The 15,927-nt window shown below is 38.6% G+C and carries 15 protein-coding genes; 10 read left to right on the forward strand and 5 right to left on the reverse strand.

Annotated features, from left to right (window positions below; translation table 11 throughout):
• Nucleotides 1–20: 20 nt before the first annotated feature.
• The 8 genes from BM291_RS09500 to aroF all read left to right on the forward strand — a co-directional run bounded on the left by BM291_RS09500 (nt 21) and on the right by aroF (nt 7,175).
• Nucleotides 21–332, forward strand: a complete 312-nt coding sequence (locus tag BM291_RS09500) for a four helix bundle protein (protein ID WP_245786820.1) — start codon at nt 21–23, stop codon at nt 330–332.
• Between the two features lie 144 nt (nt 333–476).
• Nucleotides 477–1,043 carry an anthranilate synthase component II gene (locus tag BM291_RS09505; protein ID WP_092896675.1) on the forward strand — a complete coding sequence of 189 codons (567 nt, stop codon included), beginning with the start codon at nt 477–479 and terminating at the stop codon, nt 1,041–1,043.
• Nucleotides 1,044–1,175: 132 nt separating this feature from the next.
• Nucleotides 1,176–2,186, forward strand: coding sequence for an anthranilate phosphoribosyltransferase (trpD, locus tag BM291_RS09510; RefSeq protein ID WP_092896677.1), 1,011 nt, complete (start codon nt 1,176–1,178; stop codon nt 2,184–2,186).
• 6 nt (nt 2,187–2,192) lie between these two features.
• The gene (gene trpC / locus BM291_RS09515; RefSeq protein WP_092896679.1) at nt 2,193–3,014 is read left to right on the forward strand and encodes an indole-3-glycerol phosphate synthase TrpC; all 822 of its coding nucleotides are present in this window, start codon (nt 2,193–2,195) and stop codon (nt 3,012–3,014) included.
• Nucleotides 3,015–3,034: 20 nt separating this feature from the next.
• Nucleotides 3,035–3,682: a phosphoribosylanthranilate isomerase gene (locus BM291_RS09520; RefSeq protein WP_092896681.1), complete on the forward strand. Its 648-nt coding sequence runs from the start codon at nt 3,035–3,037 to the stop codon at nt 3,680–3,682.
• A gap of 9 nt (nt 3,683–3,691) precedes the next feature.
• Entirely contained in the window at nt 3,692–4,870 is a 1,179-nt protein-coding gene (gene trpB / locus BM291_RS09525) for a tryptophan synthase subunit beta (RefSeq protein ID WP_092896683.1), read from the forward strand.
• 420 nt (nt 4,871–5,290) lie between these two features.
• Nucleotides 5,291–6,064, forward strand: coding sequence for a tryptophan synthase subunit alpha (gene trpA, locus BM291_RS09530; protein ID WP_092896685.1), 774 nt, complete (start codon nt 5,291–5,293; stop codon nt 6,062–6,064).
• 91 nt (nt 6,065–6,155) lie between these two features.
• Nucleotides 6,156–7,175: a 3-deoxy-7-phosphoheptulonate synthase gene (gene aroF, locus BM291_RS09535; RefSeq protein ID WP_092896687.1), complete on the forward strand. Its 1,020-nt coding sequence runs from the start codon at nt 6,156–6,158 to the stop codon at nt 7,173–7,175.
• Between the two features lie 37 nt (nt 7,176–7,212).
• On the opposite strand, the gene BM291_RS09540 is transcribed toward aroF, so the two are convergent.
• The 4 genes from BM291_RS09540 to BM291_RS09555 all read right to left on the reverse strand — a co-directional run bounded on the left by BM291_RS09540 (nt 7,213) and on the right by BM291_RS09555 (nt 11,730).
• Nucleotides 7,213–8,424: a 6-bladed beta-propeller gene (locus BM291_RS09540; protein WP_092896689.1), complete on the reverse strand. Its 1,212-nt coding sequence runs from the start codon at nt 8,422–8,424 to the stop codon at nt 7,213–7,215.
• A gap of 166 nt (nt 8,425–8,590) precedes the next feature.
• The gene (locus BM291_RS09545) at nt 8,591–9,679 is read right to left on the reverse strand and encodes a TolB-like 6-bladed beta-propeller domain-containing protein (protein WP_092896691.1); all 1,089 of its coding nucleotides are present in this window, start codon (nt 9,677–9,679) and stop codon (nt 8,591–8,593) included.
• A gap of 162 nt (nt 9,680–9,841) precedes the next feature.
• Nucleotides 9,842–10,975 carry a 6-bladed beta-propeller gene (locus BM291_RS09550; RefSeq protein WP_092896693.1) on the reverse strand — a complete coding sequence of 378 codons (1,134 nt, stop codon included), beginning with the start codon at nt 10,973–10,975 and terminating at the stop codon, nt 9,842–9,844.
• 236 nt (nt 10,976–11,211) lie between these two features.
• Nucleotides 11,212–11,730 (reverse strand): nuclear transport factor 2-like protein, encoded by a 519-nt coding sequence (locus BM291_RS09555; RefSeq protein WP_092896695.1) that lies wholly within the window; start codon nt 11,728–11,730, stop codon nt 11,212–11,214.
• 192 nt (nt 11,731–11,922) lie between these two features.
• On the opposite strand from BM291_RS09555, the gene BM291_RS09560 reads away from it, so the two are divergent.
• Nucleotides 11,923–13,869 (forward strand): tetratricopeptide repeat protein, encoded by a 1,947-nt coding sequence (locus tag BM291_RS09560; RefSeq protein WP_092896697.1) that lies wholly within the window; start codon nt 11,923–11,925, stop codon nt 13,867–13,869.
• Nucleotides 13,866–14,597, forward strand: coding sequence for a LytR/AlgR family response regulator transcription factor (locus BM291_RS09565; RefSeq protein ID WP_092896699.1), 732 nt, complete (start codon nt 13,866–13,868; stop codon nt 14,595–14,597). The genes BM291_RS09560 and BM291_RS09565 overlap by 4 nt, the downstream gene beginning before the upstream one ends.
• Before the next feature lie 142 nt (nt 14,598–14,739).
• Here the strand turns inward: BM291_RS09565 and BM291_RS09570 are convergent, their stop codons facing one another.
• A complete protein-coding gene (locus BM291_RS09570) occupies nt 14,740–15,840 on the reverse strand; it encodes a hypothetical protein (protein WP_092896701.1) in 1,101 nt (366 codons plus the stop codon).
• Between the last annotated feature and the right edge of the window lie 87 nt (nt 15,841–15,927).

The following is a 15,927-nucleotide window of genomic DNA, read 5'->3' on the forward strand; positions in this document are numbered from 1 at the left end:
GATTTTAATATTGAAAAATTATGGCAAAATATAAGCGGTTTGAAGATTTACCCGTTTGGCAACACGCTATCAGAATAGGGGTGAGAATATATCAACTAGTGGAGTCAGAAAAATTAGCTAAAGACTATCGTGCCAAAGATCAATTATTAGGGTCTGCAATTTCGGTTTCAAATAATATAGCGGAAGGTTTTGAATACAATCGAAATCGCCAGTTTATCCGCTATTTAGAAATATCAAAAGGATCTGCGGGAGAGCTCCGTAGCCAGTTGTTTTTGTTGCTTTCTGCAGGAAAAATAGATGAAAAGACTTACCAAGAAATCTACCTGAATTAATTGACATGTCAAGTGAATTAATAGGTTTAATCAAATACCTAAATGAATTTGAAGATAGAAAAAGGAAAGGAGGGTAACTCTGGATAATCTTTCAATTTTCCAATATTCTAATCTTTCAATCTTCAACTATTTCAATTAATTAAAATGAAAATACTCGTCCTCGATAATTACGATTCCTTTACGTACAACCTGGTTTATATCGTCCGCCAACTTGGCTATGGAGCAGACATGGATGTCTTTCGAAATGACAAGATCAGCTTGGAGGATGTGGGGAACTACGATAAAATCATACTCTCGCCTGGACCAGGTGTCCCGGAAGATGCGGGTATTATGCCCGAGCTTTTGAAAAAATATGCAGCTACCAAGTCTATCCTAGGCGTTTGTCTTGGACATCAAGCCATCGGCGAAGCTTTTGGTGGTGGGCTGACTAACCTTTCGGAAGTGCTGCATGGTGTGGCGTCTACGGTTAAAGTAGAAGAAGACTTGCTTTTCAAAGACGTTCCCGATACTTTTAGTATTGGCCGTTATCACTCTTGGGTTATCAATGAGAACACCCTCTCTCCAGACCTGGAAGTGATCGCACGGACACCGGATAAGCAGATCATGGCGATTCGACACAAAAAATACGATGTACGTGGATTGCAATTTCACCCGGAAAGCATTCTAACTGAAAATGGAGTCCAGATTATCAAAAACTGGATGGAGAGCTAATAAATAGGATCACCCAAACGATACCCCCAACCAGGAAATGAGCTTAAGAAATTTTTCATTAACAGATCAAGTTAAGATGAGAACTGCTTTTAAGTGCATTATATCTGACCTAAAAAATCAAAAGACAAACAGATGAAAGAAATATTAAACCATCTCATCGAGCACCGAACGCTTAGCCGAGAAGATGCCCGTGAGGTATTGAAAAACATCACTGCAGGCATCTATAATCAGAGTCAAATCGCGGCCTTTATGACTGTGTATATGATGCGAAGTATTACTGTGGAGGAGCTTTCGGGTTTTCGAGATGCGATGCTGGAGCGCTGCATACCTGTGGAAATAGCGGAATATGATGCTATGGATCTTTGTGGCACTGGCGGAGATGGTAAAGACACGTTTAACATATCTACCCTTTCATCTTTTGTAGTAGCCGCAGTTGGTCAGAATGTGGCCAAGCACGGTAATACAGGTGTTTCATCAATTTGTGGATCTTCAAATCTGCTGGCATACTTTGGTTATGAGTTTACCAGTGATATGGACAAAATCCGTCAAAGCCTTGATGAAGTTGGGATATGCTTCCTGCATGCGCCTCTTTTTCATCCGGCAATGAAACATGTGGGGCCGATCCGTAAAGACTTAGGTGTTAAAACCTTTTTCAATATGCTTGGTCCAATGGTAAATCCTAGCTCGCCGAGTAAACAATTAGTGGGTGTGTTTAGTCTGGAGCTTGCAAGACTCTATGGTTATCTGTATCAGGAAATGCAAGGTAGATTCTCTATACTTCATGCCTTGGATGGGTACGATGAGATTTCCCTTACAGGTGATTTCAAAATGATTTCCAATGAAGGAGAGAAAGTTTTAAAGCCAGAGAATTTGGGTCTGGAAAAGCTAAAAGCAGAGTCAATTAAAGGTGGAGACACTATTCAAGAATCCGCTAAAATATTTGAAAATATATTGAAGGGGAAAGGCACTAAGAGCCAAAACGCTGTGGTGTTGGCCAATTCAGCTGCGGCTTTAGTGACTGCAGAAGAAGGACTTTCTTTTCCGGCTGCTGTCGCAAAAGCTGAAGAAGCATTGCTTTCTGGCAAAGCGTTAAGTGTATTTGAAGGTCTTGTCAATCCTAAAACCAGTGTTTCTTTAGCATAAAATCATATGAATATTCTAGATAAAATTATTGCTCAAAAGCATATCGAAGTAGCCGAGAGAAGCAGTTTGGTTCCAGTGAAACTTTTGGAAAAAAGCCCCTTTTTTGAAGGGAAAGCAGTTTCCATGAAAAAGTATGTGTGTGATCCAGAGAAGTCAGGAATTATCTCGGAATTCAAAAGAAAGTCACCTTCCAAAGGATTAATCAATGGTTCTGCGTCTGTGGAAGCGGTAAGTATTGGCTACATGCAGGCTGGAGCTTCAGCCTTATCGATTTTGACGGACACAGATTTCTTCGGAGGCAGTAATGCAGATCTGAAGGATGCGCGAAAGTTCAACTTTTGTCCGATTCTCAGAAAGGATTTTGTGGTGGATGAATACCAAATTCTCGAAGCAAAATCTATAGGAGCTGACTGTATTCTATTAATCGCAGCAGCTTTGGAACCAGCTAGACTGAAAGAATTGGCTGCTTTCGCAAAAAGCCTTGGGCTGGAAGTATTAATGGAAGTGCATGATGGCGAGGAATTGGAACGAAGTCTTTGTGATGATTTGGATCTCGTAGGAGTGAACAATCGTAACCTGAAGACTTTCGACGTATCACTGGATATTTCTATGGAATTGGTGGATCGCATTCCTTCAGATTTTGTGAAAATATCTGAATCTGGAATCTCCTCGCCTGAGACTTTGGTGACGCTGAAAAAAGCAGGTTTCGATGGTTTCTTGATCGGTGAAAATTTCATGAAATCTGCTCGTCCTGAACAAGCAGCTTACACTTTTATCAAAGAGTATAAGAAGTTGCTGGCGAAAGAAACAGCGCTGAACAACTCCTGATCTATTGAAAAACTAAAAAGATGCAAATCAAAGTCTGTGGCATGCGTGAGCGGGAGAATATCCTAGCACTGGAGCGGGAAATTGCTCCGGATTGGATGGGGTTAATTTTCTATCCCAAGTCTGCTCGATTTGTGCCTAACGCAGAATCTTTGCCAAAGACAAACCTTCAGAAGGTTGGCGTGTTTGTCAATGAAAGTGAAGAAGAGATACTGAAGAGGGTTGATGAATATGGGCTTTCAGCGATTCAATTGCATGGCAAAGAGTCGGTGGAGTTTGTAGAAGCTTTGGCACAGTCAACAGATAAGGAAATCTGGAAAGTCATTTCTGTGAAAGACACGATTGAGTGGGATTTATTGAGAGGATATTTGCCTTTTATTGACAAATTTCTTTTCGATACAGCCACAATCGCGCATGGAGGTTCTGGGAAGAAATTTGATTGGCAAGTTTTGGAATCCTATCCATTCGAAAAGGGTTTTTTGCTCAGTGGAGGATTGGATGAGTCATGTGCCGACGAAGTTTTGGCCTTGGCTGCAAAAGTACCACAGCTAGCAGGGGTGGATTTGAACTCCAAGTTTGAGTTCGAGCCAGCATTGAAGAATATTGAAAAACTGAAGAGTTTTAAGAAAAGGTTACTTGGTCAGGAAGAAAAACCAACAACCGATAACTAACAATAAGAGATGATCAAAGTAGATGAAAAGGGTTTTTACGGCAAGTTTGGTGGAGCTTACATCCCCGAAATGCTGCATCCAAATGTCGAAGAACTGAAAGAAAACTACGAGGCCATCATGGCTTCACAGGAATTTCAGGATGAATTCAGAGGTTTGCTGAAAGACTACGTGGGCAGACCTACACCGCTGTATTTTGCTTCCCGACTTTCGGAAAAGCATGGTGCTAAAATCTATCTTAAGCGTGAGGATCTTTGTCACACTGGTGCGCATAAGGTGAACAATACCATTGGGCAGATCATCCTAGCAAAGAAGCTTGGTAAAAAGCGGATTATTGCTGAGACCGGAGCTGGTCAGCATGGCGTGGCTACGGCGACTGTTTGTGCGTTGATGGGCATGGAGTGCACTGTTTATATGGGAGAGATTGATATAGCACGTCAGCATCCCAATGTGGAACGGATGAAGATTTTGGGAGCAAAAGTTGTTCCTGCTACTTCAGGCTCGAAGACGCTCAAAGATGCGACCAACGAAGCCATGCGTGCTTGGATCAATAATCCTGTGGATACGCATTACATCATCGGTTCGGTGGTGGGGCCACATCCTTATCCAGAGATGGTAGCGAGATTTCAATCCGTGATTTCGGAGGAAATGAAATGGCAACTAAAAGAAAAAGAAGGTAGAGAAAACCCGGATATCGTGATTGCCTGCGTAGGCGGCGGATCAAATGCTGCGGGTGCTTTTTATCATTATTATAATACACCGGAAGTTCGTTTGGTGGCTGCGGAAGCGGCTGGTTTGGGCGTCTTATCTGGGAAATCTGCTGCTACAACTGCGCTGGGAACTCCAGGTATTTTGCATGGATCGAAGACTATCCTGATGCAAACAGAAGATGGGCAAGTCGTCGAGCCACATTCTATTTCCGCAGGTTTGGACTATCCTGGAATTGGGCCAGTTCATGCCCATTTATTCGATGTGGGAAGAGGGGAATTTGTGGCTGTAGAGGATAAGGATGCCATGGCAGCGGGAATTGAACTCAGTCAATTGGAAGGAATTATTCCAGCGATAGAATCTGCTCATGCGCTCCATGCATTGAACATGATAGAATACTCCAAAGAAGATGTGATTGTGATCAACCTTTCCGGTAGAGGAGATAAGGATTTGGATACTTATATTAAGTGGGGAGGATATTGAGGAAGTATGATTTAAGAAATACGATATACGAGGCCTTTTGAACCTCGATCGTAATTGTTATGCTTAGACCTCATAGAGAATTAATTTTGAATGTTTGCCTTTAATATTTTGAAAAATGACGAATGATGAACGTCGAATTTTGAATAATGAAGTAGACATCCTAGTTCAAATAAATAATCCTGCAGGGATTAAACTTTGAATAACCATGAGTGTAACCCATGGACAATTTGGTAATTATGTTTAAGCAACCCTGAAGGGGTTGAACTATTTATATTTCAATTAAATAATATCGAGTGCTGAACGTCGAATACTAAATAATGAAGTCAGGCATCCTCTAAATAGAAATGACGATTGAAAAGGCAAGAAACTTAAACGCTAGAGGGAGCCTCGTAAATCGTACTTCGTAAATCGTAAATACAAATGAACCGAATACATACCTTATTTGATACCAAAAAAGCTCGCGTGCTGTCGATCTACTTTACGGCTGGATTTCCTGAGCTAGAAGACACACTTCCTATTATGGAGGCTATTCAGGCGGGAGGAGCAGATATCATCGAGATTGGAGTGCCTTATTCTGACCCTATCGCTGATGGACCGACGATTCAGGATAGCAATATGATTGCTTTGGAAAATGGGATAAGCCTGAAAAAGATATTTGAACAGCTCAAAGGATTTCGTGCTAAAATTCATATTCCTGTAGTGATGATGGGCTATTTGAACCCAATCATGCAGTACGGCATGGAGGCTTTTTGTAAGAAGTGCCAAGAGGTAGGAGTGGATGGCTTGATCTTGCCTGACCTTCCTATGCAGCAATATCAGGATGACTACAAGGAGCTTTTTGAGCAGTATGGCTTGGTGAATACCTTCTTGATTTCTCCACAAACTACTGAAAAGAGAATACGCCAAATCGATGAAAACACCAGCGGATTCATCTACATGGTTTCCTCCCACGGTGTCACCGGTGCCAAAGCTGGAATCACGGACGAGCAAGTAGCCTATTTCGAAAGAGTGCAGGCAATGAATTTGAGAAACCCACGATTAATAGGTTTTGGGATTTCCGATGCTGAAACTTTCACCAAAGCCTCCGAAAATAGCAATGGCGCCATCATTGGATCTGCTTTCATCAAGACCGTGAAAGATTCTAAAAACCTGAGCGAAGACATTCAGAAATACATTCAATCAGTCATTAATTGAAAAATTTTCCTCAGCCAAACCTATCCATTCACAAAATGGCTCAACTCTAAGTTCAGCCTCGTAATTCGTAGTTCATAAATCGTAATTAAAAATGATCATCCAACTTCAACCCGATATTTCCGACAGCCAAAAAGACAAATTGATCCTTGAGGTCAATGGAGTAGGCTATAAAACCACAGAAGTAAAAACCCAATTGGGCTCCTATCTGATTGGTATCGGTAAAAAGGAATTCGATATTCGTAAAATCGGCCAAATGGACGGTATTATCGATATTCACATCGTCTCTGACGAGTACAAGTTGGTGTCCAAAAAGTGGAAAGCCAAGCCAACTTCCGTGGATTTGGGCGACGGGATTTTCATCAAAGAAGGAGAAATGGCAGTGATCACCGGGCCTTGCTCCATAGAGACGGAAGAGCAAATCCGTGCTGTGGTGGCGCACTGTGTAGAGAATGATATCAAGATGATGCGTGGTGGCGTATTCAAACCTAGAAGTAGCCCGTATGCTTTCCGTGGCTTGGGATTGGAAGGCTTAAAGCTATGGCATAAAATCGCCAGCGAAGCTGGAATTAAGATAGTTACCGAAGTGATGCAAACTTCCCAAATTGAAGAAATGTATCCGTACGTGGATGTCTATCAAGTGGGCGCTAGAAATTCCCAAAACTTCAACTTGCTAGATGAACTCGGGAAAGTAGATAAAGCAGTGATGATCAAGCGTGGGATTTCCGGTACGATCGAAGAACTTTTGCAATCCGCTGAATATGTGTTCTCAGGAGGAAATGAGAATCTGATTCTTTGCGAAAGAGGAATCAGAACCTATGAAAGAGCTTCCAGAAATACCTTGGATCTAAATGCTATTCCGATTTTGAAAGCGAAATCACACCTACCGGTGATCGTGGATCCTTCGCATGGGATAGGTATTCGTGCCTATGTGCCTCAGATGGCACTAGCAGGTGTGATGTCCGGAGCAGACGGGATTATCTATGAATCTCATGAAGTCCCGGAGAAAGCTTATTCCGATGGACAGCAGACGCTTGACTTTGCGCAAAGCGCAAGACTTGCAGGTTGGATCAGAGAGAGCTTCGAGATGCGAAAAGGATTTGATTTGTTATAAAGAAACAAGAAAGCCAGTGGAGACACTGGCTTTCTTGTTAGTTATTAGTATACTCTTCCTTAAGTTTCATTAATAAAATTATGGGATTGTCTTCTGGCTCGACTGGTCCAACTCCATTGATTTCAATGGTTTTTCCTTCATTTGTGTATGCTGGCAAAACAATGTCAACTAAGTAGTTGCCGTGAAGAACCTCATGATTAATGCCCCAAAAATAGGAGCTTAGATAAATTTTTTCTGGGTAATTGGTCAGATCGTTAACAATATCTCTAGTATGAAAAATTGCGTTGTTTGAGAAGTTCAGGTAATGGTGAGTTTTATTCGCTCCGTTTTCTTTAAAGTAGTACGAGAATGCCTGGATTTTTGAAGTATTGATATTTAAAACAGGGAAAGTAGCAATATCTTCTGTGTTATTTAAATATCTCATCTGCTCTTCAGTACTCTTAAATCTGATCGAACTATCTAGTTGGTACTTACCAAAATCCACAGTTAATATTGGGTGTGCCCTATTATTTAAAAGCTGAAAAAATGTATTGCTATACATAATTGATGCAAAGATCTCCCCTTTTTCATTGGTAGTAAGACTTTCAGTATTTGGAGAGAAATTACTTCCATTTGTAATGATTTTTTTCTTGAAAAGGGCAACTTCATTCGTGAAGTCTTTTATTACTATTATGTCTGCGTTGGATTCCTCATTGTTGATCGTATTGTCTATTTGCTGGGTTGAGAAATAGAAAGTATTGGAATTCTTCTCTTTTTGCCAAGAATTTGATGTAGGAACTGAGAATCTATTTACTTCTTGGAGGTTGAACGAAATGTTTGAAAACCTGAGAAGACGTGATTTACTCCCTCTAAAATCGAGGATTTCAATGAACTCCTCCTTGTCGTCTACCCGGAATTTGTCTAGGTGACTGTATTCCTCGGGGCCTTCTCCTTTCTTGTCCAATTTGGTTATATACTTACCTTTTTTATCAAAAAGAAATATAATCTGCTGGTCATAGTCTCTTACGTATATGTATTTGTTTTTAATTATGATCTCACCAACCCTGCTCATAAGAGATTCTTCACTCGTTTCTAATTTGATATATTCCATACTATCTACCATTTCTGATAGTAAGATTGAAGGAGTGGCATTAGTGGGATTTAAGAAAAGTGTATCCTTTTTTTGGGTTTCTTTACTAGAACAACCCAACATCAAAATAGCTGTAGTTAAGATGAAGAGCGGGCAGAAAAGATGTCTTGTATTAGCCATTTTAGAAAAAATAGTCTCATTTAAAATAAAAGCTAATAATTAGTTAAGTGAAATAAAATTTTTTAAAATATTAAAACGCGTGGTTCTCTTTTATAGGACTTGGCTGGTTAGCTTAATTCAGTCTGTTATGTTGCTTTATTAGGGAGAAAGGAACTCAACTTTATAATTATCGGATTGTCGTCTTTTCGGTACTTATCAATTCAGGAATTTGGTTAAGATCATATCTATAAACTTCCTGCTTTTCCGTCAATCCATAAAGCATGTTGTTCTCTGGATCAACATCAAATTTCATTAGCTTCTCCTGTGTGGTAAGTTTAATTATGGGATTTCCTTCCCAGTCAATTACATGGATTACAGCGGGGCTGTCTCCAGTTGCCCATTTTTTTCTGCTAAAATTGGCATATAGTCCAAAGAGAAAATTATTTGATTCTTTCAGATCAGCATAATACTCTTGTTTGAATGGCATGAGTGTCCGGGACGCATCAATCAATGAAGTAGTTTTTTTACTTACGGAAATCGCAAATGATTTTTCAGGATTATCCAGATCATAGATATTCAATTGATCTGCAAACATCATCGCTCCTGCATATTTGAGTTCAGGCTTACTGAATATTGTATATGTAGCTAATAGATAAGTGTCTCCATGGTCTTTAAGACTTGATGTCAGTGTTTTGTCGTTTCGGACGATCTTTTTGTCTTTCCAATTATAAATTGAATAGTGCTGATTTATGTTGATGAAGTCCATATTGTCAACAAATGCCTGCTCTTCATCTATTTGATAGGCTCGATAAATTTCAGTCAGTTCACCTAGGGGAATAGTGTCTTGAAAAAGATCTTTCCCTTGAAGAAAAGATTGTGTAAGGTTGTAGTGAAATATGCCCTGCCTTGCTTTGTGATAAAATGATATTAATAAATCACTGTTTTTTGTTGCGGCTGAAAGAGGCATTAGTATATTTTCAAATTCATTCGGGCCTTCTCCTTTGGCAATAAAACTTTTGACCCAATTATAATCTTTGGTTGATACTGCATAATAAAGGGTATCGAGAGCAGGAGTAGTAAATACCATGAATGTGTCTACAATGAAGATGTTGTCGGCAGCGAAAACTTCAATTGGCAACAATTCTCCAACTAGCTCCACAGACTTTTCAAATTCTATCAATCTTGGCTGGTTACCCATGAAAATGGGTGGTGCATCAGTATTTCTACAGCTGGAAAGTAGAACTAAAAGGAAAAGCATGTAAAAAGTTGATTTCATATTATTTGAAAATTAATAAAAGGTTTAAATCATTGATTTATAGTACTATCAAGATAGGGGGTTGAAAAAGTTATTACGAAAAAATGTGACGAGATGGAGGATTCGAGTGGCGAATTTTTCTTTAACAAAAAGCAATAACATAGTAAAAGCTACAACTTTCACTTAAAAATCAGCAAACTCAAATTTTATAATTATCGGATTATCGTCCTTTTCGGTATTTATCAAATCAGGATTGTGCTCTTTGATGAACTTAGAGTTATTCCAATAACTTGTAAGCTTTTCTGGTTTGTACAATCCAGTTATCCCGCTTTCTGTCAATTGAAGTTGGTATAAGTATTTATTGAAAGTAGAATTATCCAGGAAAAAATATTCATCATTTCCCTTTTGATAGAGCATGTTTTTAATCTTTCTTTCAAAAAACAGGGTAGCCAAGATGAACCTATTGTTTTCATTATAGTTAAAAAATGAAACTGAGGATTTTCCCACCTCGGTTCCGAAAGTTTCTTCTATAACTTCTATTGGAGTATCGTCATTTAAGTAGGAGTAATCAGGTGTGTGTATTCCAAAATCCCAAGTTCGTTTAAGTGTCAGTCCATCTGCTGATATACTGTATATTTCATTCGTAAAAGGAGTGCAGAAAAGTGCTTCGTCATTTGCTCTAATCAAAGGATTGTCAAGGATTTGCATGAAATTTCTTTCGAATATCGAGGTGTTTGATTTTGATTTATGAATCAATTTTCCTTTGTCTCGAGAAAGTATTACAAAATTTCCTTCTGGTCTAGTATCGATACTGTATAAGGCAATTAGGTTTTCTGAGACTATTCCCATGTTTTGGACACTTAAGATATTAGGGATAGGTACCGTTTCGATATATTCACCTTTTTTGGTGTAAACATTGATTTCACCGTCGGGAGAAAGGAGTTCAAGGTTGTCTGTAAATGGGTTCAAGAGTATATCGACAACCCTTCCATATTCTCCAGGACCACTTCCTTGTTTATTTATTCTATACAGGAATTTACCGTTCTCATCAAAAACTAAGATAGAGGCTTGACTCTTATCGAAAATAAAAAACTCATTTTCTGATTCGATCAGTTTATCGATTTCAACAATCAGCGATTCCGTAATAGTCTCAAGTGGGATTATTTTGGCTTTTTTAAAGATCTTACCGACCTCTGGCTTTTGGTCAGCATTTACATCTATAGTTATGATTTTAAAAGAACTCTCATCAGAAGATGCGACGTCCTTGCTCCCACAAGCAAAAAAGAGAATAGTAAAAAGTAAGATGGAGTTTCTCATAAAATGACTTTAAAAGAGAATAATAGTTTAGTCCAATAATATGCAAAACTTTTAATTCCCTAAAACTCTTTATAACTCATTTTTTAATTACCACCATTTTTTTGTCTACCCAGATCATTTTATGCGCATTTGACATCTATTTATGTGATTTTGAATAAAAAGAATGATTCCAGGAGGAAAGCTCAATTACTACGATGAAGCTCCTCCTGGAAATTAAAAAATTTTGTTTGGTATTTTTAGCGCGGCATTTCTGCTTCTTCCATTACCGCTGCTGCTTGCTGTAATTCCATGAGCGCAAGTGTCAAAGGAGTGCTATCCCAATAGCCATAGGCTTTTACGATTTTTCCATCTACAAACTGGGACGTGATATGTATTGGCATTTCAAAAGTTTCGCCACTTGCTGCGATTGTCCCTTTCCATAAACCCCAGAAATTTACCCATGTTTCCCCTTCATCTGTCTCTACCATCTCAAGCTCTTCTTTATCTCGTACGAATGAGTAAGAGGATAGTGGCTCAATTGACAGTTTTTGGCCAGCGATGATTTCTTGGATAGAGGAAGGATTATTTTCTGTAGTATTAAAAAATATGGTCGCTCCATCTGCATAGTGAGCTGCATATTCATCCCATTCTCCATTGACATAATTTCCGATTATGGATTTGACAGTGTCTATCTCCGGTGACTGTTGTGTATAGCGGGATTTGGTAGTGCATCCAATTGTGAGTAGGAGCAATCCAAGGAAAAATACATTTTTCATAAGTGTAGTATATAAAATGTGAAACTTCAGAATTGTCTTTAATCCTAGTAAGTTGTACTTCTTCAAGCATTGTTAAAAATGAATTGGTATGAACGTATGCTATTACTGTCCGGTCTACCGAAAATATTTCCCAGAGGTTATTTTAAATACAAAAAATTGATCTTCAAGTCTATCTTATTACTACATTTAGAGATGAGGAATTTTTTTTTCGTAAGTATTTTTTTGATTTCCACCGCAGGGTTTGCGCAAATCCAAGTGGTAAATGGATTTTTCCAATATCAAGAGGTCTTTGTAGAAACTGATGATTTTCAATCGGATTACCTTGAGAAATTGGAAAATGCTACCTCAGAAATGCAAAGAGATTCTATTCTTAGATTGAAAGTTTTAAATGATCTGGGGTACTATTATCATACCCGAAATCTCAATTTAGCACTGGAATACATAGTGCAGGGTTTAGAAGAGGCTAGAGCATTAGGAGATGAGTATTGGGAAGGCAAACTGATGGTTTCTCAAGGAGCTGTATTGCTCCGAATGGAGGAGTTGGAGTTGGCGGAGTATGTATTGAACGAAGCTATTCTCAAAATTCCAGAGAGCGAATCTTGGTTATTGTATACCAACTTGGGATATGTATACGAGCGAAAAGGAATGCTCGGAGAAGCTTTTGTCTACGCTTCTAAAACACTTAAGATCGGAGAAAAGTATGGAGACGCTAAAGCTGTCGCTATGGCGTATTCAGACATGAGTAACCTTTTTTGGAAGCAAGGTAAGTTTGACGCGGCGTTGAATTACGGGCTGAAATCACTCGAGATATTTGAAGAAAGGGGACTCAAGGATCTGGATTATGACTTTACGCTGCATTTAGTCGGGCAGTACATGGTCGATTTGGATAGGCCAAAGGATGCGTTGGAGTACTTCCAGCATTCCGTGCAATTGGGAGAGCGCTATGGTTTTTATAATAATCTGAGCGATACTTTTATTGCACTCGCCAATCTACAGTCTAAAATGGAGAACTATTCGGAAGCGAATATCTCAGGTTTAGAAGCACTTCGGTATGCAGAGTTGCTCGATAATGAATTTATGATTATGCGTTCATATTTGGCTTTGGGAAAAGTTAGTAATGCGTCGAGAGATTTCTTAAGGGCATCCAATTATTTGGAGACTAGTATTATTGAAGCAACTGAGAACTTTGGTGATAAATTTTATTTGAGTTTGGTCTATGAGGAGTTGAGTAAAGCGTATGAGGGGTCCGGATCATTTCAACAAGCACTTATTGCAACAAGGAAATCTGATCAACTCCGGAGGGATGTTTTTACTGCGGAGGCTGAGGAGCAAATATCCTTGATGCAGACGCAGATGGAAGTAGCCCAAAAGGAAAATACCATTAAACTTCAGGAGGCTGACTTGAGCAGAAAAAGGATTCTAGAGGTATTCTATCTGACACTTGCTGGAACTCTAGTCGTCTTTTTATTTCTGCTTTATAGAGTCTTCTTACGCAAAAAGAAGTACAGCACATTGTTGGAAAAGAAGAATGAGGAGAAAGAATTTCTTCTGAAGGAAATACACCATCGCGTAAAAAACAATCTAGAAACAATCTCAAGCTTGCTTACGCTTCAGATTGCTAAAATTGATGATCCAAAGTTCAAGCAAGTGATGGAGGAAACTTATACCAGAGTGCAAAGCATGGGAATGATTCACCTTAGTTTGTACAAAGAAGGAAACTTAAAACAAGTAGAGATGAAAGCATTTTTTGAAGCCTTAGGTAGATTTATCTTGGATACTTTTGATGCAGAAGATAGGATTGATTTTTCTACAGAAATGAGCTCTTTGGAATTGGACGTGGATGTAGCTATTCCAATTGGGCTCATAGTAAATGAACTGATATCCAATTCTCTCAAATATGCTTTCCCTCAACAGGATTCAGGTCAAATTTGTGTTAGCTTGAATGAACGAAATGGCAATCTTATCTTGAAAGTTTCTGACAATGGCGTCGGGATCATGGAAAATTCCACGACAAAGGGTACTGGCTTTGGTAGCGAGTTAATTAGTCTACTAACACGTCAATTGGATGGGGAAATGACCTTGGTGAATAACTCAGGAACTGCATTTTCTTTTGAATTTTTACTTAATAGAGCAGCATGAGTGCAACTAGAATTCTGATTGTAGAGGATGATATGATAATTGCAGCGAATATCAGCTTGCAGTTAAGTAATCTTGGTTATGAAGTCACTGGAATAGAGACCAAAGCAGAAGAGGCAGTGCATCATGCACTGGAGACTAAGCCGGATATTATTTTGATGGATATTCAGCTGAAAGGGAAATCCAGTGGGATTGATGCTGCACATGAAATACATAAGTTTCTCGATATTCCATTGATATTCCTGACTGCAAACGAGGATGATGCTACTTTTCAAAAAGCTAAAGAGACACACCCTTTTGCTTTTATTTCCAAGCCTTTTACCAAGCAGAATCTAGAAAGAACAATAGCTTTGGTAGAAGAAAGGATTAAGGAAAGCCCTACAGATATTTCCTCAATGGAATCATCAGTAACTGCTCATGAGGACAGGATTTTTATAAGAAATCAAAATAGGTTGATCAAGATTATGCTTGAGGATATTCTTTGGGTGGAGGCCGAAAGGAATTATTGTAAAATTATCACTGCTCAACAGTCGTATCTTATAGTAAGTCCTCTGAATAAGCTTTGTGAAAAAATAGACCAAAGGTTATTTATTCGAATTCACAGATCCTTTATGGTCAACTTCTCAAAACTTGATGCTGTGGCAGATTCTCATGTAGAGCTCAATGGGAGACTTATTCCTATAGGAAAGCAATACAAAGACGAACTCTATAGCTTGATGAAAAAGGTTTGATTTTTTTGGTTGAAAAATAACGTGTCAGTCCTGCGCTGAATGATGATAGATGTTAAAAGTTTCTGGCTGATGCACACCTATGTTCTTAGGAACTTGATTAAACTGGCTAATTTGTTTAGAGGAAGAGCTTAGCTAATGTGGCTTATCGATACCTAAGTTGAAAAACAAATTTTGATTCCTTATCTGAACTCAGATGCATTCTTTCAATAGATGGGATTTTCCTATTGTTGAGATAGTAGAATTTTTCAATGACTTCTTGCTCGCTCCAGTACCAAGCTTGATTACCTGAGTTGCCTGAAAAAGTGATGGTGGAAGGTGTACTCATTAGGTCATTCTTGATTTGATCCATGTAGATCATTTCCATGGTGTTGAGGTCTACCTGCAAATACCCATTCTTTTTCTTAAACCTAATTGAAAATAAGAACTCTGTATCAGAAAGTTTTACGCCATTTGATAGATTGTAAAAGTTCTCAAAAGTATTAGCGAAACGAAGTTTTTCCAATGGCTCCATATTCGCCAGTACATTTACATCGATGAATTGATTGTTGAAATCCATTTCCAGTTTTTCTAAGTTTTGATTTCTGTATATCCAGATATATGGATAAAAGGGGTTGTAGAAAACAAAGGATGAATCATTGATAGGGATGAAAAAGTTGGTTCCGGAAAAGACTAGTTGGGTGCTTAGTTCTTCTGATGGAATAAGGGTGTTTATATAATCCATTTGATGTGAGTAATGGACAAGCCTTCCTTCTTCGGCATCTTCTCCTTGCCTCAATAAAAAAATACCTGCCTGATTAATCAAAAAGTTATTGCTAGGAATTGGAACATCCATTTCACCAAGAGTCTCTAATTCTAATGAGAAGCGTAAAATTTTTTTACGAAAGCCATCAAGAACATAAACTGTGTCTTTGTATACAGAGAAGTCACTAATTTGACTCAAACCCATAGGTCCTTCTCCAATGTCATCCCGATAAGCTAGCTGAACTCCTGTCTGGTCAAACACGCGCAGGGATTTCATTAAGTTGAAATCAGAGATCAAAATATGAGAATCTGTAGTCACTAACTTATCAATCGAACCAATAGGCTCGTCACTTTGGAGAAGATTGGGTGAAATGGAGCTAAAGTATTTGGATAGCTGAATAGGAGTGGATGATTTTCTTAGACGTATTTCAGTTGATTTTTCTTTGTTCGAAGAACAGGAAATGATGAATAGTATTAGAAAAAATAAGGATAGGTTTTTCATATGAAATAATACGAATTGATTTAAAATCTCCATTAGGAACTTATGGCAGAAGATTAATCCAAGGGTGGTAAACACCTCCAATGTTAA

The sequence above is a fragment of the Algoriphagus aquimarinus genome (assembly GCF_900112005.1).
GTDB lineage: Bacteria > Bacteroidota > Bacteroidia > Cytophagales > Cyclobacteriaceae > Algoriphagus > Algoriphagus aquimarinus.